The 26,733-nt window shown below is 34.9% G+C and carries 41 protein-coding genes; 4 read left to right on the top strand and 37 right to left on the bottom strand.

All coding sequences use genetic code 11. The features are described from left to right. Positions 1-67 precede the first annotated feature (67 nt). The 7 genes from eno to K0R77_RS07130 all read right to left on the bottom strand — a co-directional run bounded on the left by eno (position 68) and on the right by K0R77_RS07130 (position 6,315). Positions 68-1,360, bottom strand: a complete 1,293-nt coding sequence (eno, locus tag K0R77_RS07160) for a phosphopyruvate hydratase (protein ID WP_300350396.1) — start codon at positions 1,358-1,360, stop codon at positions 68-70. Positions 1,361-1,559: 199 nt separating this feature from the next. Continuing rightward, entirely contained in the window at positions 1,560-2,633 is a 1,074-nt protein-coding gene (locus tag K0R77_RS07155; RefSeq protein WP_300350394.1) for a hypothetical protein, read from the bottom strand. Position 2,634: 1 nt separating this feature from the next. Then, positions 2,635-3,012 carry a hypothetical protein gene (locus K0R77_RS07150; protein ID WP_300350391.1) on the bottom strand — a complete coding sequence of 126 codons (378 nt, stop codon included), beginning with the start codon at positions 3,010-3,012 and terminating at the stop codon, positions 2,635-2,637. Between the two features lie 20 nt (positions 3,013-3,032). Further along, positions 3,033-3,365: a hypothetical protein gene (locus tag K0R77_RS07145; RefSeq protein ID WP_300350388.1), complete on the bottom strand. Its 333-nt coding sequence runs from the start codon at positions 3,363-3,365 to the stop codon at positions 3,033-3,035. A 129-nt stretch (positions 3,366-3,494) separates the two neighbouring features. Then, positions 3,495-4,226, bottom strand: coding sequence for a histidine kinase (locus tag K0R77_RS07140; RefSeq protein ID WP_300350385.1), 732 nt, complete (start codon positions 4,224-4,226; stop codon positions 3,495-3,497). Positions 4,227-4,876: 650 nt separating this feature from the next. Further along, complete coding sequence (locus tag K0R77_RS07135) at positions 4,877-5,677, bottom strand: hypothetical protein (RefSeq protein WP_300350383.1); 801 nt, start codon at positions 5,675-5,677, stop codon at positions 4,877-4,879. Between the two features lie 5 nt (positions 5,678-5,682). Continuing rightward, positions 5,683-6,315, bottom strand: coding sequence for a response regulator transcription factor (locus K0R77_RS07130; protein WP_300350380.1), 633 nt, complete (start codon positions 6,313-6,315; stop codon positions 5,683-5,685). Positions 6,316-6,495: 180 nt separating this feature from the next. Between K0R77_RS07130 and K0R77_RS07125 the strand changes: the two genes are divergently transcribed. Further along, positions 6,496-6,921 carry a hypothetical protein gene (locus K0R77_RS07125; RefSeq protein WP_300350377.1) on the top strand — a complete coding sequence of 142 codons (426 nt, stop codon included), beginning with the start codon at positions 6,496-6,498 and terminating at the stop codon, positions 6,919-6,921. 56 nt (positions 6,922-6,977) lie between these two features. Here K0R77_RS07125 and rplQ read toward each other — a convergent pair whose 3' ends face one another. The 28 genes from rplQ to rplC all read right to left on the bottom strand — a co-directional run bounded on the left by rplQ (position 6,978) and on the right by rplC (position 20,791). Beyond that, positions 6,978-7,499, bottom strand: a complete 522-nt coding sequence (gene rplQ / locus K0R77_RS07120) for a 50S ribosomal protein L17 (RefSeq protein ID WP_300350375.1) — start codon at positions 7,497-7,499, stop codon at positions 6,978-6,980. Between the two features lie 6 nt (positions 7,500-7,505). Continuing rightward, complete coding sequence (locus tag K0R77_RS07115; RefSeq protein ID WP_300350373.1) at positions 7,506-8,501, bottom strand: DNA-directed RNA polymerase subunit alpha; 996 nt, start codon at positions 8,499-8,501, stop codon at positions 7,506-7,508. Positions 8,502-8,534: 33 nt separating this feature from the next. Continuing rightward, positions 8,535-9,143, bottom strand: a complete 609-nt coding sequence (gene rpsD, locus K0R77_RS07110) for a 30S ribosomal protein S4 (RefSeq protein ID WP_050378500.1) — start codon at positions 9,141-9,143, stop codon at positions 8,535-8,537. Positions 9,144-9,162: 19 nt separating this feature from the next. Further along, on the bottom strand, positions 9,163-9,552 hold the full coding sequence (rpsK, locus tag K0R77_RS07105) for a 30S ribosomal protein S11 (protein WP_129535100.1): 390 nt from the start codon (positions 9,550-9,552) through the stop codon (positions 9,163-9,165). Positions 9,553-9,564: 12 nt separating this feature from the next. After that, on the bottom strand, positions 9,565-9,942 hold the full coding sequence (gene rpsM, locus K0R77_RS07100) for a 30S ribosomal protein S13 (RefSeq protein WP_050378498.1): 378 nt from the start codon (positions 9,940-9,942) through the stop codon (positions 9,565-9,567). A gap of 3 nt (positions 9,943-9,945) precedes the next feature. Beyond that, complete coding sequence (rpmJ, locus tag K0R77_RS07095; protein ID WP_007839480.1) at positions 9,946-10,062, bottom strand: 50S ribosomal protein L36; 117 nt, start codon at positions 10,060-10,062, stop codon at positions 9,946-9,948. Between the two features lie 114 nt (positions 10,063-10,176). After that, positions 10,177-10,392 carry a translation initiation factor IF-1 gene (gene infA, locus K0R77_RS07090; protein ID WP_034684855.1) on the bottom strand — a complete coding sequence of 72 codons (216 nt, stop codon included), beginning with the start codon at positions 10,390-10,392 and terminating at the stop codon, positions 10,177-10,179. A 3-nt stretch (positions 10,393-10,395) separates the two neighbouring features. Beyond that, entirely contained in the window at positions 10,396-11,775 is a 1,380-nt protein-coding gene (gene secY, locus K0R77_RS07085; RefSeq protein ID WP_047442247.1) for a preprotein translocase subunit SecY, read from the bottom strand. 8 nt (positions 11,776-11,783) lie between these two features. Then, positions 11,784-12,233: a 50S ribosomal protein L15 gene (rplO, locus tag K0R77_RS07080; RefSeq protein ID WP_267596199.1), complete on the bottom strand. Its 450-nt coding sequence runs from the start codon at positions 12,231-12,233 to the stop codon at positions 11,784-11,786. Between the two features lie 19 nt (positions 12,234-12,252). Continuing rightward, on the bottom strand, positions 12,253-12,429 hold the full coding sequence (gene rpmD, locus K0R77_RS07075) for a 50S ribosomal protein L30 (protein ID WP_007839493.1): 177 nt from the start codon (positions 12,427-12,429) through the stop codon (positions 12,253-12,255). Between the two features lie 10 nt (positions 12,430-12,439). After that, a complete protein-coding gene (gene rpsE, locus K0R77_RS07070; protein ID WP_050378495.1) occupies positions 12,440-12,961 on the bottom strand; it encodes a 30S ribosomal protein S5 in 522 nt (173 codons plus the stop codon). 19 nt (positions 12,962-12,980) lie between these two features. Continuing rightward, positions 12,981-13,334, bottom strand: coding sequence for a 50S ribosomal protein L18 (gene rplR, locus K0R77_RS07065; protein WP_047442251.1), 354 nt, complete (start codon positions 13,332-13,334; stop codon positions 12,981-12,983). Between the two features lie 14 nt (positions 13,335-13,348). Then, positions 13,349-13,894, bottom strand: coding sequence for a 50S ribosomal protein L6 (gene rplF, locus K0R77_RS07060; protein ID WP_300350362.1), 546 nt, complete (start codon positions 13,892-13,894; stop codon positions 13,349-13,351). A gap of 17 nt (positions 13,895-13,911) precedes the next feature. Further along, positions 13,912-14,310: a 30S ribosomal protein S8 gene (gene rpsH / locus K0R77_RS07055; protein WP_050378492.1), complete on the bottom strand. Its 399-nt coding sequence runs from the start codon at positions 14,308-14,310 to the stop codon at positions 13,912-13,914. 142 nt (positions 14,311-14,452) lie between these two features. Further along, a complete protein-coding gene (gene rpsN / locus K0R77_RS07050; protein ID WP_034712998.1) occupies positions 14,453-14,722 on the bottom strand; it encodes a 30S ribosomal protein S14 in 270 nt (89 codons plus the stop codon). A gap of 3 nt (positions 14,723-14,725) precedes the next feature. Then, positions 14,726-15,277, bottom strand: coding sequence for a 50S ribosomal protein L5 (rplE, locus tag K0R77_RS07045; RefSeq protein ID WP_300350354.1), 552 nt, complete (start codon positions 15,275-15,277; stop codon positions 14,726-14,728). Positions 15,278-15,290: 13 nt separating this feature from the next. Continuing rightward, positions 15,291-15,617 (bottom strand): 50S ribosomal protein L24, encoded by a 327-nt coding sequence (gene rplX / locus K0R77_RS07040; protein ID WP_300350351.1) that lies wholly within the window; start codon positions 15,615-15,617, stop codon positions 15,291-15,293. A gap of 19 nt (positions 15,618-15,636) precedes the next feature. Continuing rightward, positions 15,637-16,005 (bottom strand): 50S ribosomal protein L14, encoded by a 369-nt coding sequence (gene rplN / locus K0R77_RS07035; RefSeq protein WP_034684837.1) that lies wholly within the window; start codon positions 16,003-16,005, stop codon positions 15,637-15,639. Beyond that, positions 16,005-16,259 carry a 30S ribosomal protein S17 gene (rpsQ, locus tag K0R77_RS07030; protein ID WP_027387210.1) on the bottom strand — a complete coding sequence of 85 codons (255 nt, stop codon included), beginning with the start codon at positions 16,257-16,259 and terminating at the stop codon, positions 16,005-16,007. Before rpsQ ends, rplN begins: the two co-directional genes overlap by 1 nt. Before the next feature lie 11 nt (positions 16,260-16,270). Further along, positions 16,271-16,456 carry a 50S ribosomal protein L29 gene (gene rpmC / locus K0R77_RS07025; protein ID WP_300350344.1) on the bottom strand — a complete coding sequence of 62 codons (186 nt, stop codon included), beginning with the start codon at positions 16,454-16,456 and terminating at the stop codon, positions 16,271-16,273. Between the two features lie 12 nt (positions 16,457-16,468). Next, positions 16,469-16,894, bottom strand: a complete 426-nt coding sequence (gene rplP, locus K0R77_RS07020) for a 50S ribosomal protein L16 (protein WP_172284535.1) — start codon at positions 16,892-16,894, stop codon at positions 16,469-16,471. Between the two features lie 78 nt (positions 16,895-16,972). Beyond that, positions 16,973-17,716: a 30S ribosomal protein S3 gene (rpsC, locus tag K0R77_RS07015; RefSeq protein WP_300350338.1), complete on the bottom strand. Its 744-nt coding sequence runs from the start codon at positions 17,714-17,716 to the stop codon at positions 16,973-16,975. Between the two features lie 8 nt (positions 17,717-17,724). Continuing rightward, positions 17,725-18,123 (bottom strand): 50S ribosomal protein L22, encoded by a 399-nt coding sequence (gene rplV, locus K0R77_RS07010; protein ID WP_050378486.1) that lies wholly within the window; start codon positions 18,121-18,123, stop codon positions 17,725-17,727. 2 nt (positions 18,124-18,125) lie between these two features. Beyond that, positions 18,126-18,404: a 30S ribosomal protein S19 gene (gene rpsS, locus K0R77_RS07005; protein WP_034702850.1), complete on the bottom strand. Its 279-nt coding sequence runs from the start codon at positions 18,402-18,404 to the stop codon at positions 18,126-18,128. Positions 18,405-18,406: 2 nt separating this feature from the next. Beyond that, entirely contained in the window at positions 18,407-19,228 is an 822-nt protein-coding gene (rplB, locus tag K0R77_RS07000; RefSeq protein WP_050378484.1) for a 50S ribosomal protein L2, read from the bottom strand. 22 nt (positions 19,229-19,250) lie between these two features. Beyond that, on the bottom strand, positions 19,251-19,541 hold the full coding sequence (gene rplW / locus K0R77_RS06995; RefSeq protein ID WP_129535110.1) for a 50S ribosomal protein L23: 291 nt from the start codon (positions 19,539-19,541) through the stop codon (positions 19,251-19,253). Positions 19,542-19,544: 3 nt separating this feature from the next. Further along, positions 19,545-20,174, bottom strand: coding sequence for a 50S ribosomal protein L4 (rplD, locus tag K0R77_RS06990; protein ID WP_076557461.1), 630 nt, complete (start codon positions 20,172-20,174; stop codon positions 19,545-19,547). Continuing rightward, complete coding sequence (gene rplC, locus K0R77_RS06985; protein ID WP_300350324.1) at positions 20,165-20,791, bottom strand: 50S ribosomal protein L3; 627 nt, start codon at positions 20,789-20,791, stop codon at positions 20,165-20,167. Before rplC ends, rplD begins: the two co-directional genes overlap by 10 nt. A 241-nt stretch (positions 20,792-21,032) precedes the next feature. Between rplC and K0R77_RS06980 the strand changes: the two genes are divergently transcribed. Genes K0R77_RS06980 through K0R77_RS06970 form a run of 3 tightly spaced genes read left to right on the top strand, consistent with a single transcriptional unit; the run spans position 21,033 to position 25,151 of the window. After that, positions 21,033-21,443, top strand: coding sequence for a hypothetical protein (locus K0R77_RS06980; protein WP_300350321.1), 411 nt, complete (start codon positions 21,033-21,035; stop codon positions 21,441-21,443). Next, a complete protein-coding gene (locus tag K0R77_RS06975; RefSeq protein ID WP_300350318.1) occupies positions 21,443-22,429 on the top strand; it encodes a hypothetical protein in 987 nt (328 codons plus the stop codon). Before K0R77_RS06980 ends, K0R77_RS06975 begins: the two co-directional genes overlap by 1 nt. 19 nt (positions 22,430-22,448) lie before the next feature. Continuing rightward, entirely contained in the window at positions 22,449-25,151 is a 2,703-nt protein-coding gene (locus K0R77_RS06970) for a hypothetical protein (RefSeq protein WP_300350316.1), read from the top strand. Positions 25,152-25,182: 31 nt separating this feature from the next. Here the strand turns inward: K0R77_RS06970 and K0R77_RS06965 are convergent, their stop codons facing one another. After that, positions 25,183-25,683 (bottom strand): low affinity iron permease family protein, encoded by a 501-nt coding sequence (locus tag K0R77_RS06965; RefSeq protein ID WP_300350313.1) that lies wholly within the window; start codon positions 25,681-25,683, stop codon positions 25,183-25,185. A 218-nt stretch (positions 25,684-25,901) separates the two neighbouring features. Beyond that, on the bottom strand, positions 25,902-26,150 hold the full coding sequence (locus K0R77_RS06960) for a hypothetical protein (RefSeq protein ID WP_300350310.1): 249 nt from the start codon (positions 26,148-26,150) through the stop codon (positions 25,902-25,904). Between the last annotated feature and the right edge of the window lie 583 nt (positions 26,151-26,733).

Raw genomic sequence — 26,733 nt, 5'->3', positions numbered from 1 at the left:
TATACTATTTATTATAAAATACGGCAAACAAAAAATTTCGTTTGCCGTCATTTATAAATTCAATGAATTATCTTTTGATTTTAAAAGCATCTAACCCAGGGAAATAAGCCGTATCACCCAAAGCTTCTTCGATTCTCAACAATTGGTTGTACTTCGCCATTCTGTCTGATCTTGAAGCTGAACCTGTTTTGATCTGACCGCAATTCATCGCAACTGCTAAATCAGCGATTGTAGAATCTTCAGTTTCACCTGATCTGTGAGACATTACTGAAGTAAACTTGTTGTGCTGAGCCATTTGTACTGCTGCCATTGTTTCAGAAAGAGAACCGATCTGGTTTACTTTAACAAGAATTGAATTTGCAATTCCTTCGTCAACTCCTCTTTTTAATCTCTCAACATTGGTTACAAATAAATCATCCCCAACCAATTGTACTCTGTCACCGATTTTGTCGGTAAGCATTTTCCAACCTTCCCAGTCATTTTCCTGCATACCGTCTTCGATAGAGATGATTGGGTATTTGTTTGCCAATTCAGCCAAATAAGACACCTGCTCACTGCTTGTAAACTGAGCTGCATCCGGGGTCTGGAATTTTCTGTAATCATAAACTCCTTCTTTGTAGAATTCTGAAGCTGCGCAATCTAATGCAATCATTACATCGTCACCAGGTTTGTAACCTGCTTTTTCGATAGCTTGAAGTAAAGTATCCAAAGCATCTTCAGTTCCTTTGAAAGTTGGTGCAAAACCACCTTCGTCACCTACCGCAGTAGACAAACCTCTTGAATGAAGAATCGCTTTAAGGTTATGGAAAATCTCAGTTCCTTTTCTCAATGCATGAGAGAAAGAATCTGCTTTTACCGGCATTACCATAAATTCCTGGAAAGCAATCGGGGCATCTGAGTGAGATCCACCATTGATTACATTCATCATCGGAACAGGAAGTGTATTAGCATTTACACCACCGATATATTTGTATAACGGCATTTTTAGTTCAGCAGCAGCAGCTTTTGCAGCAGCTAAAGAAACTCCAAGAATCGCATTAGCACCAATATTCCCTTTATTTTTAGTTCCGTCTAAATCGATCATGATCTGATCTAAAAGATTCTGATCATAAACCGGAAGACCCACTAATTCAGGAGCAATCACTTCTCTTACATTTTCTACAGCTTTAGAAACACCTTTCCCCATCCATTCAGAACCACCATCACGCAATTCTACTGCTTCATGTTCCCCGGTAGATGCTCCAGAAGGTACTGCAGCACGACCCATCGCGCCACTTTCTGTAAATACATCAACTTCCACTGTAGGATTCCCTCTTGAATCCAAAATTTGTCTTGCTTCTATGTAAGAAATGTAACTCATTTTTTGTTTATTTATAGTTTAGACAAATTTAATTAAAAAATAAGTTTTTTCGTTATTCGAAATATGGTAATTGATGTTTTTTGAGTTAAATTTTAGTTAATTTTAATAAATTCAAAATATAGTCTTTATTTAAAATAGATTATATGTAACTTATCTATTCACAACTAAAAACCGCCTCTATCATAAGAGGCGGTAATTTTTATTCCGGTAATGTATATCTGAACCTGAGCTGTGAGACAAAATCAGACGAATTATTATTATAATCTTTTATGAAACCTGCATTGAGATCAATCCAAAATCCTTTGTTAAGATTTGCTTCAGCTCCAAGATTTAGAAGAAGATTTGTTTTATCTCCTAGAAACTGATCGTATTTCAACTGCTCTTCAAAAAAGAATTTAATTCTGTTGCTGCCAAAATAATTCCTGTTTGAAATACTTACTGAATGATAATCTTTATCTAGCAAGTTATTAAGTTGATAATTGACACCCACTAAAACCTGAGCAAATTTCTTGATCCGTAAAGCATATGTACTCCAAACGGAGAAATTACGGAACGAAACATTTGATACTAAAGAATCCGAGGATTGACCTACGAAAGCAGCAGCAAAATCAAGCTTTTCTGCATTCCAATGATTATTTTTGTATTCTTCTCTTAACTTTTTAATTCTTTCTTCAAACTCATCATCTGTTTCGTTGAAATTATCCTGAACATATTTTTCCATCCTCAAACTATCTTCATGAGTCATACTAAAGATCTGAAGATTATTTACGTTTAAGAATTCTATTACGAGATCGGCTCGCTGTTTTGATTTTGCAACTGCAACTTTTTGCAGAAACTCTTCAAGACCTTCAGTATCTGTACGCAAATCCCCTTTGTTGATTACCGTAATTCTATATCCTAATGATATATTTCTTGTTTTCAATGAATCTTTAAGAGTTCCTAATGAAAAGCGTGATGTTTTCCATGCGTTATGTTTCCTGAATTGGCTTAAAGTCATGGTTTCAGTGTTCATAAGCAATATCGGGCTGACTTCAACACCGAAAGATGTTGGAATAATTAAATTTTTGCCATCAAAAAATTCGGATGCAACGAAAGAGAAGTCTTGAGTTAATGATGGTCTTAAAATATTGCTTGGTTCTGTCCCTAAAGCTTTAAAGGCAGGATTATCCGGAAGTGCAAAATTCAGTTTGTAATTTTTGACAAGACTATCGGAAGGATTCTGCGCAAATGTTAGCAAAGGAAACATTAATAATACGATGATAATTGTTTTCATTTTAAATCAGTTTTACCAATGTCATAAATTTTTTATGCTGTTTTGTAATTTTATCAGCAATCACTGCTTCGTCTATCATATTCCCGTTCTGAAATATCTGTAAACGAATTGTAAATTTCTTTTCTTCAACAGGATCATTTTCAGCAGGAACCACTGTGGTATTCAACATGATAACTCTGTTAACATTCATGTCTGCGGAATTGGGAAGAACACGCCAATCGTCATGATCGTAGACGTTTGTTCCCGAATATCTGAAAATTACATTATTGCTGTTTTTCTCGAAAACATCCAAATGATATCCCGCTCCTACTAAACCTGTAGTTTTTACATTTACACTCACATTTCCATTTACTGGATTGATGTTAATTTCTTTTTTCATGATTATTATATTTATATTGTTTATTTATTTACATTATTTGGTGATGGAGCTAAAAGTCCTGCTAAAGCACCAATTGCTCCGGATGAAATGGCAGTGAAAATAGTAATGAGTTGCTGATCGAAGGTAACCTTACTCATTGTTATAATCACCAGTCCGATTATAATCGAAAGGATTGCCAAACCAAGTGCCAGTACAATAATTCTGTAAATCCATGGATCTGTTTCTTTAGGATTTGTAATTACAAAATTTTCAGCTGCGCGTACAGGATCTTCTTTAAATTCCTGTTGAAGTGTCGGGTTGTTATTTAATGCCGTTTTGAAATCATCAAACGTATTGTCAATTGTAGTTTTCATAGTTATCAGTTTTGTAGTTCAAAGTTCACTCTAAAAAAGCTTCCAGTCAATTACACAAACGGGTGATTCTAATAACAAAGCAGCACCATTAAAAATGATGCTGCTTTATTTAAAAAAATTTGAGATTAATTATAAATCTATTCTAAAGAATAAATGGGTTCCATTTTCTACTAATATCTCACATCTCCCATTTTGTTCCTGCATTCTATGTTTCATATTTCGAAGCCCATTCCCTTCCTTTTTCCCCTGAATAATACCTATTCCGTTATCAGAGATTTTCATTATAAAATTTTTATTTTCCTGAATAAACGAAAGTTTTAGTTGATTGGATTGACTATGTTTATAAGCATTATTCAGTGATTCTTTTAAACATAAAAAAAGATTTCGTCTTTGGTCTGTAGAAATTGATGTTCCAGCATTAAAATTTCCGACTTCAATAGTAAGCTGAATTGATGTCTTTTTCAGAAAATTCTGAGCGTATATTTTGGAGTAATCTATAAAACTTCCCAAAGTATCATTTCCTGAATTCAGGCTCCAAATCATTTCCCTCATAGAAAAATTCATCTCCTCGGAAGTTTTCAGTAGGTCATCAATATCATTTTTCAGTTCACCATCTTCTGCTTTTTGTTTTAAAAATTCAGCCTGAAGTTTTAATGCAGAAATTCCCGCTCCGAGATCGTCATGCATATCATGGGAAATTCGTTCGCGCTCTTTTTCTATTGATTTTTGTTTTTCGAGTTCTTTTTGAAGGAGTTGGTTTTGGTATTCGGATTCTTTGAGTTGCTTTTCTTTTAGGTACAGCAGCTGTTTGCGGTTATAGGTAATCACCACAAAAATAATGAATGCTACAAACAGCATCATAACAATTATTGCTATGATATATACAATTTTTATTTGAAATGGAAGTTCTCTCATCTCTTACACAATAAACCTTTAAAAAAAACTACATAAGAAATTATCGTAATAATCTGAAAAGTTATTTTTAACATATATGAAAATTCTAAATCAGTCTTAACAAAAAAATACATTGGAAGCATTCTAAAAATATAGAAAACTGACCAAAGTAGTAATGCACTGCTTATCCAGAAAAAACATAAATATAAAATATTATCCTCTCTACTTTCTTCAGAAATTTTTTTATAAAACCAAAACAATGAAATAAAAATTAAAAAAGCGCTGTATAAAAACCCTGTAGCAATTGAATAGTGCGTTTTAGAAAAAAACATAAACAATCCTCCAACTATAATTGAAATAATAGAAGTTATTCTAATAGCACTGTTGTTATAAATCTCTTTAAAATAAATATATCCGAAATAACCAATGCAAAACAGATCTAGGTAATTGTAGATTCTTGAAGTGATAAAACTAACTTTAAAACTAACTAGCATCTCAATTATAACTGTTATACCGAAATACAACCAAAAAAATTGTTTCCACAACACTTTATAGGCTATGGAAACAATTAAATTTATAAATATTATTATGTAATATAAAATATCTAAAAAACTCATCTAACAAGTTGAATTATCTGGTGGTGGGCAAAGACCATTTCTGTCAAAAACTCCAGTTTCACTAATTGGCGTAAAATCTCTACCATTTCGTTCTTCTAATATCATGATACATGTGAATCTATTTTTATATGATAAAGTTTGATCTAAAATATCTCTCATATGTATAGCAGGATAAAAGGAAATAACAATATTAGCTGATGGCTTTTGTGCCTGTTGTTTTAATAATTCATTATAAACGATATTTCCTAAAACAAAACGTTTTGTATTACTTGCTGACTCATCATTTCGCTTTTCCTTAATATATTCATCCAATACTGACTTTAATCCTTCATCATAAACAGATTTATAGTTCAAAAAATCTTCTTCTGTAATTTCTATTTTTGACTCACAGTTACTGATAATATAGTAATTCTCACCGATGGTATTCTGAGCCATAAAAAGTAAGCCCTCATTATTCTCACCAAAGAATATTTTTACATCTTCATTATCTACGAAAAGCTCATCGGCTATCGTTTTTGTTATTGATATATGTTTCTCATATTTATCCGAAACTGTTGAATAAAATTCCTGAATCATTTGAAAAGCATTTTCAGGAGGCATTCTGCTCGTTACCGGATCATCCCAATTTCCTTTTTCCCCCCCTCTGATCTCGTATATATCAAAATCCACTCCTCTGTCTTTTAACTGTTCATAAACTTTCATTTTCCCCCAATCAATATCATTTTTATTGGTGATTCGGTTATTCTCATTCCATTCGTTTATATCAACGATTGGGTTTAATACATCTTGATTTTTGTCCATGATTTCTAGTTTTTAAAATGGTTAAATTTATTAATAGCCTCCACTTTATTGTTTACGTGAAGCTTTCTGTATATATTTCCGACATGTTTTTTTACGGTATCAATGCTTACAAATATTTTATCTGCAATCTCTTTGTATAAAAGTCCCTGAGACAAAAGTTCTACGATTTCAGTTTCGCGTTTTGTAAGCTCTTCAAAGTCTTTCACTTCAATTGATTTCCTTTCAAAATGAGTTAAAACTCTTCTGGCAATTGAAAAACTCATCGGGGCACCACCGTTGTATACATCTCTTATTGAAGAAAGAATCTTATCCATGCTTTCTCCTTTGATGAGATAACCCATTGCTCCGGCTTTTAGAGAATTGAAAATCATTTCGTCATTCTCAAAGCTTGTACACATGATGAATTGAGTTGTGGGCATATCTTTTTTCAACTTTCCGATAATGTCAATTCCTAGCATATCCTGAAGTTGGATATCCATCATGACTACATCGGGAGAAAGATCAGATAAATTTTTGAGAGCAGCATTTCCGTCAAAAAACTGAGCGATCACCTTCATATCTGTTTGGTAATCGATCACTTTCTTCAACGCATTGTTGTAGTTTTTTTCGTCTTCTACTATGGCTATGGAAATGCTCATGTTTATTGATTTCTTTAAGACAAATTTCAACAGAAAACAAAGCAGAAACAATTACACTTTTGTGTAATTTTAAATTTTGAGTTTAACAGTTATTGGTTTGTTTTTTGTTTTTCTTAAATTTAATGAAAATTCTATATATAGAAGATTAATTTCAAATTAATAATTTCAAAAATAAACTTAATGAAAAAAGAAATTCTCATCGCTGCGTCTTTTGTCGCTTTATCTTTAATAAGCTGCAAAAATGAGAGCGGAAATAAAGGCATTCTAAAAGGTGATTCTTCGGAGCAGATCATTCTTGCCGACAACGGAAAAGTAGATTCTACGATCGGATACAATGTAGATGTAAACGGTAAAAAGACCATCAAAACAGATTATGTTTATAAAGCTACTGACGGAGCATTAGTAAAAGTTGTTTACAATTACGATCCGAAAGAGAGTAATGTTTCTATTACCAGTAATAAAAAAACATTTATTCTGGATAAAGTAAAATCAACCGGAACTGAAACTACTTATGAAAAAGCAGAGATGAAAGCAACAGTAAAAGGAGACAGCCTGATTCTTCATCAAGGTGACAACATTATAGAATTGGTAAAAACCAAAATATAAAACACAAAAAAACCGCTCAGAAATCTGAGCGGTTTTTTTATATATCTGAATGAATATTATTCACCAGCTTTTTCTTCAGTAGAATCAGTTGCTTCTGCCTTAGGCTCTTCAACTTTTTCTTCTACTACTGCAGGAGCTTCAACAGCTACTTTTGCAGTAGAAGCAGATCTTCTACTTCTTCTTGTCGTCTTTTTCTCCTCAGCATTAGGATTATAAAGCTCATTGAAGTCAACTAACTCAATAAGAGCAGTATCTGCAGCATCACCAGGTCTGAAACCAGTCTTGATGATTCTCGTGTAACCACCGTTTCTTTCAGCGATTTTAGGAGCTACAGTTCTGAATAATTCAGTAACCGCTTCTTTACTTTGAAGATATGAAAAAACAATTCTTCTGTTGTGTGTAGTATCTTCTTTTGCTTTTGTTAATAGAGGCTCAACATATACTCTTAAAGCTTTAGCTTTAGCTACAGTAGTGTTGATTCTTTTATGCTCAATCAGAGAACAAGCCATATTAGAAAGTAACGCGCTTCTGTGAGAAGCTGTTCTTCCTAAGTGATTGAATTTTTTACCGTGTCTCATTATTATTTAATTATCAGCGTCTAATTTATATTTTGCAACGTCGAAACCGAAGTTAAGACCTTTTGAATGCACTAATTCTTCTAGTTCTGTCAAAGATTTTTTACCAAAATTTCTGAATTTCATCAAATCAGACTTACTGTAAGAAACCAATTCTCCCAATGTTTCAACTTCAGCCGCTTTCAGACAGTTCAGGGCTCTTACAGAAAGATCCATATCTGCTAATTTAGACTTAAGAAGTTGTCTTGTGTGAAGAGTTTCCTCATCGTATTGGATAGATGCCTTTACAGCTTCAGTTTCTAGAGTGATTCTCTCATCAGAGAACAACATGAAGTGATAAATCAATATCTTAGAAGCTTCTGTTAAAGCATTCTGAGGGCTTATAGAACCGTCAGTTTCAATATCTAATACTAATTTTTCGTAGTCTGTTTTTTGCTCTACACGATAATTTTCAATGCTGTACTGCACTTTCTTGATTGGCGTAAAAATAGAGTCGATAGCAATAGTACCTACAGGTGCATTGTTTGACTTGTTAAGATCAGAAGGTACATACCCTCTTCCTTTTTCTATATTAAACGTGATTTCGAAAGTTACATCTGAGTTTAAGTTACAGATCAACAATTCTGGATTAAGAATCTCAAAACCGTTGATTGATTTACCTAAATCACCAGCAGTAATTACAGTTTGACCGGAAACTTTAGCAACAACCTGTTCGTTAGTCTGGTTTTCTGCTGTAGCTTTTAATCTTACCTGCTTAAGGTTAAGAATAATTTCGGTAACGTCTTCTATTACTCCTGGAATCGTTGAAAATTCGTGCTCTACACCTTCTATTTTGATAGATGAAATAGCGTATCCTTCCAGAGAAGAAAGCAACACTCTTCTCAAAGCATTACCGATTGTAAGCCCGAAACCTGGTTCTAGAGGTCTGAATTCGAATTGACCTTTAAATTCATCAGAGTTAAGTAGAATTACTTTATCGGGTTTTATGAATTGTAAAATTGCCATATTATTGGGTTGAGCAAAAATTTGATTAAAAAATTATTTAGAGTAAAGTTCGACGATAAGCTGTTCCTTGATGTCTTCCGGGATTTGGATTCTCTCAGGAGCAGATACGAAAGTACCTTGCTTTTTCTCATCGTTGAATTGTAACCACTCGTAGTTTGCTTTAGAAGCTAAAGAATCAGTAATTACTTCAAGAGATTTTGATTTCTCTCTTACAGCGATTACATCACCTGCTTTTACCAAATAAGAAGGGATGTTAAGGATCTCACCATTCACTGTGATGTGTCTGTGAGAAGTCAACTGTCTTGCACCAGCTCTGGTTTTAGCAAAACCTAATCTGTATACAACGTTATCCAATCTTGATTCGCAAAGCTGTAATAAAACTTCACCTGTTACACCTTTACTTCTGTGTGCTTTTTCAAATAAGTTAGCAAACTGTCTTTCTAAAATACCGTAAGTATATTTAGCTTTTTGTTTTTCAGCTAGCTGAACTGCGTATTCTGATTTTTTAGCACCTCTTCTTTTGTTAGGACCGTGTTGTCCTGGCGGTTGGTTTTTTCTTTTCTCGAAGTTTTTATCATCTCCGTAGATTGCAGCGCCAAACTTTCTAGCAATCTTAGTTTTAGGTCCAATATATCTTGCCATAATGGGTAAATTCTAAAAATTAAACTCTTCTTCTTTTTGGTGGTCTACATCCATTGTGCGGCATAGGAGTAACGTCAATAATTTCGCTCACCTCGATACCTGAATTGTGAATAGTTCTGATAGCAGATTCTCTACCTGCACCCGGACCTTTCACATACACCTTTACTCTTCTTAAACCAGCTTCGTGAGCTACGTTAGAGCAATTCTCAGCTGCCATTTGAGCAGCAAAAGGAGTGTTCTTTTTAGAACCTCTGAACCCCATTTTACCGGCAGATGCCCAAGAGATAACTTCTCCGTTTTTATTTGTTAAAGAAATGATGATATTATTGAAAGAAGCCTGAATATGCGCTTCACCAATAGCTTCAACTTTTACTTTTCTTTTTTTAACTACTTTACTTTGTTTTGCCATAATTCCTAACGATTATTTACTTGCTTTTTTCTTGTTAGCAACTGTTTTTCTCTTTCCTTTACGGGTTCTCGAGTTGTTTTTCGTTCTCTGGCCTCTTAAAGGTAGTCCTAGTCTGTGACGTATTCCTCGTTGGCATCCTATGTCCATTAATCGCTTAATGTTCAATTGCACTTCAGATCTAAGCTCACCTTCTACTTTAATGTTTTCAGTGATGTAATTTCTGATTGCAGCCAATTCATCGTCATTCCATTCGTTGACTTTCTTGTCTTCGCTGATACCGGCGTTCTTAAGGATTTCTGAAGATGTGCTTCTTCCAATTCCGTAGATGTAAGTTAAACCGATAACACCTCTTTTGTTTTTTGGTAAATCAATACCTGAAATTCTCGCCATAATTTAGCCTTGTCTTTGTTTAAATTTTGGGTTCTTCTTGTTGATTACAAACAGAACGCCTTTTCTGCGAACGATTTTGCAATCAGCACTTCTTTTTTTAATTGATGCTCTAACTTTCATTTGAAATATTTATTTTTTTTCTATAATCAAACATAATCTTCCGATTACATTTAAAATATATTTATTTTTTAACAATAGCCAAATGGAGATCAGAAGATTCCATTTGGCGGTTGTTTAATATCTAAATGTAATTCTCCCTTTTGTTAAATCGTAAGGAGACATTTCTAGTTTTACCTTATCACCAGGTAAAAGTTTAATATAATGCATTCTCATTTTACCAGAAATATGAGCGATAAGTATATGCCCATTTTCTAGCTCTACACGGAACTGGGCGTTCGAAAGTGCTTCCGTAATAACGCCATCCTGTTCAATATGTTTTTGTTTTGCCATAAATTAATATCCAGTCGATCTTGATAGTTTAGACTGCATTAAGCCATCATAATGATGATTCAGCAGATAAGTGTTAATCTGTTGAACAGTATCTAATACCACCCCAACCATAATTAGCAACGAAGTTCCCCCAAAAAATAAGGCAAACGCATCTGTCTGAACAAGACTTCCATGCACTATTGCCGGAAGGACTGCAAAGATAGATAAAAATATTGCACCCGGCAAGGTAATTTTTGATAAAATGTCATCTAAATAATCAGCTGTCTCTTTACCTGGTCTTACCTTCGGTACCAAACCTCCGTTTCTCTTTAAATCATCAGCCATTTGGTTCACCGGAATTGTAATTGCGGTATAGAAAAATGAAAAGATAATAATTAATAGTGCGAACAATACATTGTACTGCCAGCTAAAAACATTCTTGAAACCTGCAAGAAAAGTATTAGACTCATCAAATTTTGTCAATAAACCAGGTACGAACATTAATGCCTGAGCAAAAATGATCGGCATAACCCCAGCCGCATTTACTTTTAATGGAATCCACTGTCTTGCTCCCTGCATAAGATTTTTGTTTACACCTCCTCTTGCCTGAGCTCTGCTTACATACTGAATAGGGATTTTTCTTACCGCAACAGATAATACTACTGCTAAAAGAACAACCAGCATCCAGAATATTACTTCAATCAATATCATGATTGATCCTAATCCTCCTTTTCCGTTCTGTACTGCGATTTCCTGTACAAATGCTTCCGGTAATCTAGATAAAATACCTACCATAATAAGGATAGAAATACCATTTCCAATACCTTTATCGGTAATTTTTTCACCTAACCACATTGCAAATACAGAACCTGCAACCAAGATTACAATACTTGGCAACCAGAACATGATAGAGTTCGGATCTACAAAATATGCAGACTGGAACTGAGCATACGGTAAGAATAACTGAGTAATAGAAGTTAAATAAGAAGGTGCCTGTACAAGACAAACCCCAATCGTTAACCATCTAGTAATCTGATTCAATGTATTTCTACCCGATTCTCCGTCTTTTTGAAGTTTCTGAAGATAAGGAATAGCCATCCCCATCAACTGAACAATAATAGAAGCAGAAATGTAAGGCATGATACCTAACGCCATCACGGAAGCGTGGCTGAAAGCCCCACCCGTAAACGACGAAAGCAAGCCAAGGAGACCTGCTCCTTGCTTGTTACCGCCTTGATTTTTATAATGCTCTAAGAGATCTCCTACTTCTGCAAGATTAATCGCAGGTAAAGAGATGAAAGATGCGAATCTATACACAAGGATAATACCTAAAGTGAAGAGAATTTTATCTCTTAATTCTTTAAGGCTCCAAATATTCTTAAGGGTTTGTATAAATTCTTTCATTAGTAATATTATAAGGTAATTGCTTTTCCACCTACTTTAGAGATAAGCTCTTCAGCAGATTTAGTGAACTTGTCAGCAGAAATTGAAACCGCAGATTTCAATTCTCCTCTACCCATAATTTTCACTATTTCGTTCTTAGTAGCCAAACCGTTTTGTACCAAAACTTCTTTTGTAATATCTCCTGTTAAAGATTTAGTATCAATTAAGTTTTGAATATCATCCAGGTTGATTGCTCTATACTCTTTTCTGTTTACGTTTTTGAAACCGAATTTAGGTAATCTTCTTTGTAAAGGCATCTGTCCACCTTCGAAACCTATTTTCTGAGAATAACCAGCTCTTGCTTTCTGACCTTTGTGACCTTTGGTAGATGTACCACCTCTTCCACTACCTTGTCCTCTACCAATTCTTTTTGAACTAAAAGTAGATCCTGCAGCAGGTCTTATGTTGTTTAAATTCATTTTAAAATTATTTTAAAAATTATTTTTGAACTTCAAGTAAGTGACTAACTGCAGCTATCATTCCTAAAATAGAAGGAGTAGCTTCGTGCTCTACAACTTGGTGAAGTTTCTTAAATCCTAATGCTTCAAGCGTTCTCTTTTGGGTTTTTGTTCTACCAATAGCGCTTCTTACTTGTTTTACTTTAATTGTTGCCATTGTATATTTATTAACCGTTAAACACTTTACTTAGAGAAACTCCTCTCATTCTTGCAATTTCTTCTGGTCTTCTGATGTCTAACAATGCTTTGAAAGTTGCCTTTACCACATTGTGAGGGTTTGAAGATCCTTTAGATTTTGAAAGGATGTCATGAATACCAGCAGACTCTAATACCGCTCTTACCGCACCACCGGCGATAAGACCTGTACCGTGAGAAGCAGGTCTCAAGAAGATATCTGCACCACCGTATCTTGCAGTAGTCTGGTGAGGAATTGTATGGTTCATTACAGGAACTTTTACAAGATTTTTCTTAGCATCTTCTACTGCTTTAGCAATAGCAGAAGCTACCTCTTTAGATTTTCCTAAGCCAAAACCGATAGTACCATTCTCGTCTCCTACAACAACAATTGCAGAAAATCCGAAAGCTCTACCCCCTTTAGTTACTTTTGTTACCCTGTTTACGGATACGAGACGATCTTTTAATTCTAATCCTCCCGGTTTTACTCTTTCTATATTATCTAGTCCTAACATATTTTCCGAAATTTAATGATTAGAATTTAAGTCCTCCTTCTCTCGCACCATCAGCCAGAGCCTTAACTCTACCGTGATATACGAAACCGTTTCTATCAAATACAATAGCTTCAATTCCAGCAGCAATAGCTTTAGCAGCAATAGCTTTACCTACAGCAGCAGAAATTTCACTTTTAGTACCTTTAGCATCTACACCTTTTTCTCTCGAAGAAGCTGAAGCCAAAGTTTTACCATCTTTATCGTCTATTAACTGAGCGTAAATTTCCTTATTACTCTTGTATACAGATAATCTTGGCAATTCAGAAGATCCAGAGATTTTCCCTCTTACTCTTCTTTTTATTCTTATTCTTTTTTCTAATTTACTTAGTGCCATTTTCTTAAAATTTATTAAGCAGATTTACCAGCTTTACGTCTAACATTTTCTCCTACGAATCTTACACCTTTTCCTTTGTATGGCTCAGGCTTTCTGAATGAACGGATTTTTGCCGCTACCATTCCAAGAAGTTGCTTGTCAAAAGACGTTAAAGTAATAATTGGGTTTTTACCTTTCTCAGTCAATGTATCGATTACTACTTCTTTTGGAAGTTCTAATACGATACCGTGAGAGAATCCTAAAGCTAACTCAAGTTTTTGACCTGAGTGAGAAGCTCTGTATCCTACTCCCACTAATTCCAACTTCTTAGTGAAACCTTCAGCGGTTCCAATAATCATGTTGTTGATCAACGCTCGGTACAAACCGTGAAGCGCTCTGTGTTGTTTAGAATCAGATGGTCTGCTGAATGTAAGCACTCCATCTTCTTGTTCTAAAGTAATTCCTTCTGTAAGCTCCTGAGTAAGTTCTCCTTTAGGACCTTTTACAGTTACAACGCCATCTTTTTCAGTGACAGTAACTCCAGCTGGAATTGTTATAATTGCTTTACCAATTCTTGACATTTTCCTTTGATTAAAAATTAATAAACATAGCAGATTACTTCACCGCCTACTTTTTCTTCTCTAGCTTTCTTATCTGTCATTACTCCTCTAGAAGTTGAGATAATTGCTACACCCAAACCGTTCAGTACTCTTGGAAGTTCCGCAGAACCTTTGTACTGTCTTAGACCTGGTCTTGAAGCTCTCTGGATAGATTTGATTGCAGGCTTGTTTGTTTGCTTGTCGTACTTAAGAGCGATTTTGATCGTCCCTTGAACAGCGCTATCTTCAAACTTATAGTTTAAGATATACCCTTGATCAAATAAGATTTTCGTAAGCTCCTTTTTGATTTTCGATGCAGGAATTTCCACCACTTTGTGGCCTGCGCTTTGTGCGTTCCTTACTCTTGTTAGGAAATCTGAAATTGGATCTGTTACCATTTTTCTATTTTAAATTATTGGTTAAAGACAACCAGTATTGAAAAGACTTGAAGATTAAAATATCAGACTTCAGAAAACTTCGGTCTGATATTTATTTCTTTAGTATCTCAACAACTTAATTGCCTCGATTAATTAGTAATTATTACCAACTAGCTTTTTTCACTCCAGGGATAAGACCATTGTTGGCCATTTCTCTGAAAGTTACTCTTGAAAGACCGAAGGTTCTCATGTAACCTCTTGGTCTGCCTGTCAATTTACATCTGTTGTGTAATCTTACAGGTGAAGCGTTTTTTGGTAATTTTTGAAGTCCTTCGTAATCACCAGCTTCTTTAAGAGCTTTTCTTTTTTCAGCGTATTTAGCTACAGTAGCTTCTCTTTTGCGCTCACGCGCTTTCATTGATTCTTTAGCCATTTCTTAGTTCTTTTTGAAAGGTAAACCGAAGTGAGTTAATAATGCTTTAGCTTCTTTATCTGTTTTCGCAGTTGTAACGAAAGTAATATCCATCCCCTGGATTTTCTTTACTTTGTCGATTACGATTTCAGGGAAGATAATTTGCTCAGTAATACCTAAGTTATAGTTACCTCTACCATCGAAACCATCAGCTTTGATACCAGAAAAATCTCTAATACGTGGTAAAGCAGAAGAAGTCAATCTGTCTAAGAATTCGTACATTTTGCTAGCTCTAAGAGTTACCTTAGCACCCACAGGCATACCTTTTCTTAATTTAAATGCAGCTTCATCCTTTTTTGAAATAGTACCTACGGCTTTTTGCCCGGTAATATTTGTAAGTTCTTCAACAGCATAATCAATGATTTTTTTATCAGCAGTAGCGTCACCTAAACCTTGAGATAAAATAATTTTCTCAAGTCTTGGTACCTGCATCACTGATTTATATCCGAATTCTTCCATCATTGCAGGAACAATTGTTTCATGATATGCTTTTTTGGGTCTTGCTATATATTCCATTTGTTATTTAAAATTATAAAGTTTCACCCGTTTTTTTGTCGATTCTTACTTTCTTATCTCCGTCGATTTTGTAACCGATTTTGATAGCTTTTCCGTCTTTATTAACTAAAGCTACGTTTGAGATATGAATAGAAGCTTCCTTTTCTGTAATTCCTCCTTGAGGATTTGAAGCTGAAGGCTTAACGTGTTTTTTAACGATGTTAAGTCCTGCAACGATTACTCTAGGGTCTTTTCCTTCTTTTTTGATCACTTCAATAACTTCACCAGTTTTACCTTTGATATCTTTTTTACCAGTGGTAATGATTACGTTATCTCCTCTTTTTATTTTTAACTTTGACATTTTTTTAAAATTTTAAATATTAAAGTACTTCAGGAGCTAATGAAATGATTTTCATATATTCTTTGTCTCTCAACTCACGAGCAACGGGTCCGAAAACACGTGTTCCTCTCATCTCTCCTCCAGCGTTTAGTAAAACACAAGCATTGTCTTCGAATTTGATGTAAGATCCATCTTTTCTTCTAACTGCTTTTTTTGTTCTTACTACTACCGCTTTTGATACTTGACCTTTCTTAGCGTTTCCTGATGGTGTAGAATCTTTAATTGTAACTACGATTTTATCACCAACTGAAGCATATCTTCTTCTGGTACCTCCCAGAACTCTGATCACTAGTACTTCTTTAGCACCTGTGTTATCAGCAACTTTTAATCTTGATTCTGTTTGTAACATTACTTAGCTTTTTCAATGATTCTTACTAATCTCCATCTTTTACTCTTGCTCATAGGTCTAGTTTCTTGAATAAGAACTGTATCTCCTTCTGTGCATTCGTTGTTCTCGTCGTGTGCGGTATATTTTTTCGTCTTCAAAACGAATTTACCGTACATCGGGTGCTTTACTCTTGTAGTTTCACTAACAACAATAGTTTTTTCCATTTTATTGCTGGAAACCACTCCGATTCTTTCTTTTCTTAAATTTCTATCCATTGTAAAAAGGATTATTGTTTGTTAGTTAACTCAGTATTTAGTCTTGCGATTGTCTTTCTCAAATCTCTGATTTGAATTGGATTTTCAAGTGGACTGATTTTGTGAGCCAATTTCATTTTTGTGAATTCAGCTTTAGCCTCAGCCAATTTTGCTTGAATATCTTCAGTGCTTAGATTTTTAATTTCAGCTTGTTTCATTGTATTCAGAGATTAAAGAGGTTTAACAAAATCGTTTGCAACTACAAATTTGGTCACTACCGGTAATTTTTGTGCAGCAAGTCTTAAAGCTTCCTTAGCGATTTCGTAAGGTACACCTCCAACTTCGAACATAATTTTACCTGGTTTTACTACAGCTACCCAATATTCTACAGCACCCTTACCTTTACCCATCCTTACTTCAGCTGGTTTTTTGGTAATAGGCTTATCCGGGAATATTTTGATCCATAGTTGACCTTCTCTTTTCATATATCTTGTCGCAGCGATACGAGCAGCTTCGATCTGTCTAGCAGTGATCCAAGCACCTTCTGTAGCTTTGATTCCGAAAGTTCCGTAAGCAAGTTGATTACCTCTTTGAGCAATCCCCTTCATTTTCATCTTATGAACTCTACGGAATTTGGTTCTTTTTGGTTGTAACATAATTTCTTAAATTTTAGATTTTAGAATTTAGATTTTAAAAAAGTAACGGTCATTTAAAAACTATCCTCTAAAATTTTATTAATTATTTTTTTTATCTCTAGAAGGTCTTCTGTTATCTCTGTCTCCGCCTCCTCTGTTTCCGCCATTTGAAGGACCACCTTTCTTCTGTTGTCCTACTAATGGAGAAAGATCTCTTCTTCCGTAAACTTCACCTTTCATGATCCAAACTTTAACTCCTAACTTACCGTACTGAGTTAATGCCTCACCGATATGATAATCGATATCTGCTCTGAAAGTTGACAATGGAATTCTTCCGTCTTTGAAAGACTCAGATCTTGCCATTTCAGCACCGTTCAATCTACCAGAGATTTGAACTTTGATCCCTTCAGCACCCATTCTCATTGTAGAAGCGATAGCCATCTTTACAGCTCTTCTGTAAGAGATTCTGTTTTCGATCTGCTTAGCAATACTGTCTGCAACTAATACTGCATCAAGCTCAGGTCTTTTGATTTCGAAAATATTGATTTGAATATCCTTTTTTGTAAGTTTCTTCAATTCTTCTTTTAACTTGTCAACTTCCTGACCTCCTTTACCGATGATTAATCCCGGTCTAGCAGTAGTGATTGTTACTGTTACTAATTTTAGGGTTCTTTCAATATAAATTTTTGAAATTCCACCTTTAGATAATCTTGCTTCAAGGTATCTTCTGATTTTGTAGTCTTCCGCGATTCTGTCTCCATAATCGTTTCCGCCAAACCAGTTAGAATCCCATCCTCTGATGATACCTAATCTGTTACCAATTGGATTTGTCTTCTGTCCCATACCTTGAATTAATTTTCTTTTGTACCTAAGATTAGTGTAATGTGGTTTGATCTTTTTCTGATTCTGTACCCTCTACCTTGTGGAGCTGGTCTCAGTCTCTTCAATTGTCTTGCACTGTCTACAAAAATTTCTTTAACGATAAGATTAGCTTCTTCGATATCAGCACCTTCGTTCTTTGATTGCCAGTTGGCCATCGCAGAAAGTAGTACTTTCTCTAATTTGTTTGAAGCGTCTTTCTTTGAATATTTTAGGATGCTTAAAGCTTTGTCAACTTCTACCCCTCTGATGATATCAGCAACTAATCTCATCTTTCTTGGAGATGAAGGGCAATCGTTATGTAATGCTTTTACTACATCTTGATTTGTTAATTTACGTGCTAATGCACTTTCTCTTTTTCTTGATCCCATGATTATCTACTTCCTTTGTTTTTGTTACCACCATGACCTCTGAAAGATCTTGTTGGAGAAAATTCGCCTAGCTTGTGACCAACCATGTTTTCTGTAACATAAACAGGGATAAAAGATTTCCCGTTGTGTACTGCAATAGTTTGTCCTACGAAGTCCGGAGAGATCATTGATGCTCTAGACCAAGTTTTAATAACTGTCTTCTTACCAGACTCGATGTTTGTCTGAACCTTCTTATCTAAAGTATGATGAATGAATGGTCCTTTTTTAAGTGATCTTGCCATAATTATTTACGTTTAGATATGATATGACGGTTAGACGCTTTATTTTTCTTTCTGGTTTTGTAACCTTTAGCCGGCATTCCGTTTCTAGATCTTGGGTGACCTCCAGATGAACGACCTTCACCACCTCCCATTGGGTGATCTACAGGGTTCATTACTACCGGTCTAGTTCTAGGTCTTCTACCTAACCATCTGCTTCTACCAGCCTTACCTGATACAGTTAACTGATGATCAGAGTTGGAAACAGATCCAATCATTGCATAACACTCAGTAAGGATCATTCTAGATTCTCCTGAAGGCAATTTGATGATTGCATATTTCCCGTCTCTTGAAGTCAATTGAGCTGATGAACCAGCACTTCTTGCTAAGATTGCACCTTGACCAGGCTTCATTTCGATACAAGAAATTACAGTTCCCAAAGGAATGTTTTTCAATTTCATCGCATTACCTACATTAGGCTCTACGCTTTCACCAGAAATGATTTTTTGGTCAACTTTGATCCCGTTTGGAGCGATGATATATCTCTTTTCTCCGTCTGCATATTCAACTAAAGCGATGAAAGCAGTTCTGTTTGGATCATACTCTACAGTTTTTACCGTTGCTTCAACATCATGCTTGTTTCTTTTGAAGTCGATAATTCTGTATTTCTTTTTGTGTCCACCTCCGGTGTAACGCATGGTCATTTTACCAGTTTGGTTACGTCCACCTGACTTACTAATACCAACGGTTAGAGATTTCTCTGGTTTGTTGGTAGTAATTTCCTCAAAATTGTTTACAATTCTGAATCTCTGTCCTGGGGTGATAGGTTTTAATTTTCTAACAGACATTACTATTATTTATAATTAATAATTAATTTACAGCAAAAATGTCGATTACTTCTCCTTCAGCAAGAGTGATAATCGCCTTTTTCAATTTGTTTGTCTTCCCTACTTGAAGACCCTTTTTCGTGTATTTCGAAGAAACTTTAGGAGCATAAATCATGGTTCTAACGTCTGCTACTTTTACACCATAAGCTTGCTCTATTGCATTTTTAATCTGGATTTTATTCGCCTTAGGTTGTACTAAGAAAGAATAAGCACCTCTTAAATCTGTAAGATAGTTTGCTTTTTCTGAAATAACTGGTTTAATAATTAGTGACATGATTTATTTCTTTAAATTTTCCTGGAATTTTTCAACTGCACCTTCTAAGAAAACGATCTCACCTGCATTGATTAAGTCATAAGAAGAAATTTCGTTGAATTTCATTACTTTAGTCTTAGGTAAGTTTCTTGAAGATAAATACACATTCTTGTTAGTATCAGGAAGAATGAATAAAGACTTCTTATCATTCAATGCCAATGCATTCAAGATAGTGACGAAATCTTTAGTTTTAGGAGCAGCAATGCTCAAACCTTCCACGATTCTAATACTGTTGTCTTTCATTTTCTGAGAAAGAACAGATTTTTTAGCTAATCTCTTAAGAGCTTTGTTCAATTTGAATCTGTAGTCTCTTGGCTTAGGACCGAATACTCTACCTCCACCTCTAAATGTTGGAGATTTAATATCACCGTATCTAGCAGAACCAGATCCTTTTTGCTTCTTAAGTTTTTTAGTAGAAGCAGTAATTTCGCTTCTTTCTTTTGATTTATGAGTACCTTGACGCTGAGCAGCAAGATATTGTTTTACTTCTAAGTAAACCGCGTGCTTATTTGGCTCAATTCCGAATACTGTTTCGTCTAGAGTTACTTTTTTTCCGGTTTCTTTTCCTGATGTATTTAATACTACTAGTTCCATTTTCTGATAATTACATAAGAATTTTTAGCTCCCGGAACAGCACCTTTTACTACTAAAAGATTTTGTTCTTGATCCACTTTTAATACTTGAAGGTTTTGTACAGTTACCTGCTTACCTCCCATTCTACCTGCCATTCTCATTCCTTTGAATACTCTCGAAGGATCTGATCCCGCACCGATTGAACCTGGAGCTCTTAATCTGTTGTGCTGACCGTGAGTAGCTTGCATTACACCTCCAAAGCCGTGTCTTTTAACAACACCCTGGAAACCTTTACCTTTTGAAGTTCCTGTTACGTCAACATATTCACCTTCAGCGAATAAGTTTACTTTTACTTCATCTCCTACGCTTACAGTATCAACGAATTCTCTGTAGAATTCTACCAACTTAGCTTTAGGAGCAGAACCAGCCTTTTTAAAATGGCCAGCTAACGCTTTACCAACGTTCTTTTCACTCTTGTCATCGAAACCTAACTGAACAGATTTATACCCGTCCTTTTCAATGGTTCTGACCTGTAAAACCGAGCAAGGACCAGCCTGAATAACGGTACACGGCATATTTTTGCCGTTTTCGTCAAACAGAGAAGTCATCCCGATTTTTTTTCCAATAATACCTGACATTATTTATATAATATGTTATAAAATTTCCTTGGATTCACTTTCATTTTTCGGGTTCTCAAATAATTACCAAGTTTGAATTGGGCATATTCCTCCCCTAAAATGAGTGTGCAAATGTATGAATAAAATTTAATTTGACAAATATATATTGCAAAATATTTTGATTTTTAATGATTTAGAGATTTGCATGAATTTTGAAACGAAATTCTTTTAAATAATTCTTTAATTTTGAGAAAAAAGTAATATGAAAAATATTCTCAGCATAGTAATGCTTTTCACCTGCATGATTTCCTTTGCACAGTCTATACCTTTTACCGGAAAAAGAGATTTTAATATCGAACAGGGCGCCAGCGGATCGGGAACGCCTGCTTATTACTTGGATATTAAGAAAAATGGAAATGTGCATTTTGGCTTCGTACAGATCAATCAGGCAGACCAAAAAGAAACCAAAGAAGAGATCAACGCCGGAAAATACAATCCAAAAGTCATGAAAGTACATTTCAAAACGTACAATGAAACTTTTTATGTGAAATTTGATCAGCAGAAAATCTATCTCACTGATGAAGAAGGAAACATTAAAAAATCTGACGACTGCTGCCCAATTTCTGAAATGGCAGAACTGAACTGTAATTGCGAAAGCATTCTTTATAAATAATGAAAATTTCACAAATCTTTTTTGCTTTCTTTCTGGTTATTGCATGTAGCCAAAAGCAAAATCATCCTTACACGTTTTATTATTGGAAAACGAATCTTGCCTTAGATCAGATCGAGAGAAAAGCATTGGCAGAATCTACCACCCATTTTTTATGCACGAGATTTTTTGACGTTGATAAAGTTAATGGAAAATTTGAACCGGTTGCTGTAATTATAAAAAGTGAAAGCTTCCAAACAGAGAAGGAAATTATTCCGACAGTATTTATCACAAATCGAACTTTTTTTAGAATTAAAAATGAAGAAATAAAATTTCTTGCACAAAACATCTATGATTTAATTCAGAAGAAAGGTAAAGATTATCAACTCACCTCAAGCAAGGAAATTCAGATCGATTGCGACTGGACTGCCGGAACTAAAGATGATTATTTCAAATTTCTACATGAATTAAAGAAAATCTCCGGAAAAGAAATTACCTGCACGCTGCGACTTCATCAAGTGAAAGATAAAAACCTAATGGGAATTCCGCCTGTAAATAAAGTTTATCTGATGTGCTACTCTACTTCTTCGCCTTTAGAAAATTCAGATAAAAATTCGATTTTGGACATTAATATTTTCAAAAGCTACCTTTCTAAATTGGAAGATTATCCTTTAAAAAATATCGAAGTGGCACTTCCTATCTATTCCTGGGGAATTGTAACTAACCACTTAGGAAAACACAAACTGATGAATGCTTTGTCTAAGAAAGATTTGGAAAATCAAAATTTTAAAAGAATTTCAGACAACGAAATTGAAATTCTGAAAGACGGTTTCTATTTTGGAAATTTCCTGAATAAAGGCTTTAAAATAAAATTTGAAGAAATATCTGATGACCAGATCAAAGAAGTGGTACAGTTTTTAGATAAAAAAATAAGCGACTACAACATCATATATTATCAATTAGATAGTAAATTTGTAGGTGATCGAAATTTTCAGAAAACATCATTTTAAAATAAAACACCAAATAAATATGAAAAAGTATATTCTTTCATTAGCAGTAGTGTCACTTTTTTACACAAAATCTGAAGCCTGCGCATGGGCAGATCCAGACTATGATTACTTTAATCTGTTTACTCAAAGCATTATTAAAGACAAATCTTATCTGCCATTTCTTCACAACTACTCATCAAGATTTTATACTGACTTTAAAAGATCTCAGATTCCTGACGAAAATATAGAATCGTGGAGGAAATTTTTCAACAATCAGTTGAGCTATTCCGAGACAGATTTTTTGGTGAATAAACTCCCAATGAACGATCTGAATGATTTAAAAAAAGGAAATTCAAGCAATACTTTACTTAAAAAATTAGGGGCAAATTCTTACCAGAAATACCGTGAAGGAATTGATTATCTGATCGAGGCAAAATATCTTGAGCCTTACATGAAGATCAACTATGTAGAAACTGCAGATTCTTTTTATTACCGGGAAAACGAAAGCGATAAAAATGCGACCAGTTTAGATTATGCAAAAACAATTTCTGCGTTGACTTCTTTATATAATGCTGCGAAAATTCCGGAAATTAAGCAGCGATATGGTTTTCAGCTCGTGCGTTTCAATCACTATACAAGAAATTATGATGCGGCACTTCAGGCTTTCAAAAATTACGTTCAGCCGATTCCATTGAAAGGTGCTGCTTATTATATGGCACTCGATCAGCTTGCCGGTGCACAACGGGGCTTGCAAATGGGAAGCGACGCCAACTGGAATTTTTTCCAGGTTTTCAAAAACAGTAAAAGCAGAAAAGAAGGTGCTTTTGTTTCGATGAAACTTTCAGATACCGCATCATTTAACAATATCCTGAAAAGAGCCGGAACCAATGATGAAAAAAACATGGCTTATTTTCTTTTAGGCTATGAAGATTTCACCAACCCGATTCCGATGATGGAAAAAATGTACGACATTGATCCCAATTCGGAAATCCTGAAAGTAATGGCGGCGAGAAGCATTAACGAGCTTGAGAGAAGTTACCTTCCGACTTACTATTATGAATCTCAAAATTCCGCAAAAACAGGAGATGTGAAAACTTCTGCAAAAGTTGCTGAAACTAAAGAAGCAAAACCGAAAGAATTAAACTTCTGGCAGAAAATCGTGTTATTTTTTAAAAATCTTTTCAGCTCAAAATCTGATAAGACAAAAGACGGAAGTAAAAACGATCAAAGTGATGATGATTTGCTGGAAAACCCAAACAGAATTCCGTTTTACACCAAGAATCAAAGTTATTATTACGACGAAAATCAAAAAGACTTCCTTGATCAGCTTGAAACATTCACTGCGAAAACCAAAGAAAAATCAAATGACGAATATTGGCAAATTGCTGATGCTTATCTTAAGTTTTTAAAGAAAGATTACCAAGCAAGCACCGAAATTTTAGACGAAATAAAAACCAGCAATCCTGAATATCTTGAAGAAATCAAGAGAATGAAAGTTTTGAACGATATTGTTTCGCAGCCAAAAATCACGGCAGAATATGAAGATCATCTGATGAAAGATTATGCAGAGTATTTCGCCGAAAAGAAAATTGAAAAAGACAGCACAAATGATGTCGGCTATGATTACTATGGCTCTGTTCCTTCTACTGATTCTTTTCTGAAAGACGTTTTGGCGAATCGCTATTTTCTGCAGGGTGAAGACGGGAAATCTTTCCTGATGAACAATAAATTGTCTGACCTTCAATATAATCCCAATTCAACCTTGGTGAAAAGTGTGGAAGATTTTTACAGAAAGACAGACAAAACTCAGTTTGAGCAGCAGATCATTGCCAAAAACATGGATGATGTTGGGAATATTGATGCGTTTTTCAATGTCATCTATGGTGACAGAGCGATGAGGCTGGCTGATTTTGATAAAGCTAAATCTTATTATCAGAAAGCACAGAATTTCTCCGGAATTCCTAGAGGAGACTATGAAACATATAATCCGAAAACCGATAAATATGAAAAACTGGTTTATGACGGAACCAATTACGATGGTTTTAAAAATATTCCGAACCTTATATTTGGTCACAATGTCTGGGAAAGCTTCCAAAGTTCTGATGCCGAAAGTATGAGAGCTGAAGACTATTCTGCATTTCCGTTCATTAAACCAACAATGAATAAACTGGAATTGTCCGAAGCGTTGGTTCAGCTTAAAAAAACAGGAAACGGTAAAGATCAGAAAGCTGCCGAAGCCAATCAGCTGATCGGAAATTTATTGTACAACACTTCTGTTTTAGGATATTACCGTGAAGTATTTGTCATGGATGTCGACAACAGCAACGGCGGAAAATATGATTTCTGGAGTACCGATAAGAAAACACCTTATCAGTATTATTACAAAAATTTCACTTCGACTACCTATATCGAGCCAGACAATTTTGATTTAGCTTTAAATTATTATAAAAAAGCTTTATCTATTTCTGGCAACAAAGAACAGAAAGCAAGATTGCTTTTCCAGATGGCAAGTGCCGAACAGGGAAAATATTATCAGTATGAAGCCAAAAACCAGGCAAACATCGATTATTCTGATCCGAAATGGTCTGAGAAAAATGACGCTTATCAAAAGCAGATGAATGACCTGAAAAACCAGAAATACCGAACTTACTTTGCCCAACTGAAATCTCAATATTCAGATACAGAAACTGCGAGAACGCTTTTGGGAAGCTGTAGTTATTTTGATTATTTTATGAAGAGATAGGTTTCATATTATTACGAAATAAAAAAAGGAATCAAATTGATTCCTTTTTTTGTTTCTGCTCTTGTAGCCATTGGTCGTGTTTCTGCCGGAAGGTTTCGTGCTTTCTGTTTTGGTTTCTTTTTGCTGCATCGATGGAGTGTGAAGCATGAATATCTTCATCTTCTTCGGCAAAATCTGCCAGCTTTTCGTAATAACAATGAATTTGATCCAGTTCCTTTTCGGTAAGGTCTTCTATATCAACCATCCGGTTGCTGGCTTTTTCATTGGCAGCAATCAGTTCATTTAATTTAATCTGAATGGCTTTTGAATCTTTATTCTGAGATTTTTGGATAAGGAAAACCATCAGGAAAGTTATGATCGTAGTTCCTGTATTGATCACAAGCTGCCACGTTTCGGAATAATTGAAAACAGGGCCTGAAACTGCCCAAATGACAACAATGGCTACGGCAATGAGAAAAGCATAAGAACTTCCTGTAAATTTCGTTGCCCAGTTTGAAAATTTTTCAAAAATACTTTTATCTGACTTTGACATTAGGATTAATTTTAATCTTAAATATAAACAAAAACTCCGCCGATTTGGTGGAGCTTTTGGGTTATTTAAAAGAGCCTGGTCTCATCCTGCAAGGTTGACCATTTATTATCTTGCCAGTTCAATTTCTATGTTTTGACAAAACTTGACGGATCATTATAAAATATAAGTTTTGTTGTATCTGTTTTGTATTTTCATTGCACACCAATTTTTACAAATGATCAGGCTCCATCATTATTTGTGTGTTCTTTTATTTTGATTTTTCCAAATACTTTTTGGGTATATTTTGCATTTACCCTGTCGTTTTCAAATTCTAGAAACAGAACAGTTCTGATGCCCCACCAGGTTTTGCTTAGTTCATAATGCCAGACATCTGCCGGATAGAAATTAAAGCCGTCTCCCAACTCTTCCTGCACTTCTTTTTTGGTCATACCCATAACGTGATAGCTTTGTGCGTCTTTTTTTCTCATCTGTATTAAGTAGAGATTTTAAACTTATGATTATTGTTTTATGATTGTACGGTTTACAACCCAATGAAAAATTAAGGCATTACTTTTACGTTCCGAAGTCCATTTTTTAGGTCTTAGACCTCATTTTTCACGTTCTGAACCTCAAGTTTGAGGTTACCTAACCTCATTTTTGGGGTCTCGAACCTCATTTTTTAGGTCTTAGACCTCATTTTTGACATCCTGAACCCCAAGTTTGGGGTTGTACAACCTCATTGTTGCACTTCGGAACGTCAAAAATGAGGATTTATTGATTATTTTGTAGGTTCAAAAATCAATTGCGTCGGGCTTTAGCCCGATGAAAGGTTTTGCAGAATCAAAAAGGCTTTAGCCAAAATCGACAATAAGTTTTGGCTAAAGCCGACTCTTCATCATTCTTTTTGAAAACGGCGGGCTAAAGCCCATTCCTATTGATGCTTAGAGTTGATTTAACACTAATTATTATAAGCTGCTTAAGATTCATCAGCAAAGTTCCATCAGTCATTTCAAACGATCAAGGTTTCTAAAACCTTGATCGTTTATCAACTGTACGGGAAAGCTGAGAGAA

The organism is Chryseobacterium sp., assembly GCF_029240215.1.
Classification (GTDB): domain Bacteria; phylum Bacteroidota; class Bacteroidia; order Flavobacteriales; family Weeksellaceae; genus Chryseobacterium.
Note: the sequence above shows the minus strand (reverse complement) of the source record. Positions and strands in the feature narration are given on the sequence as shown.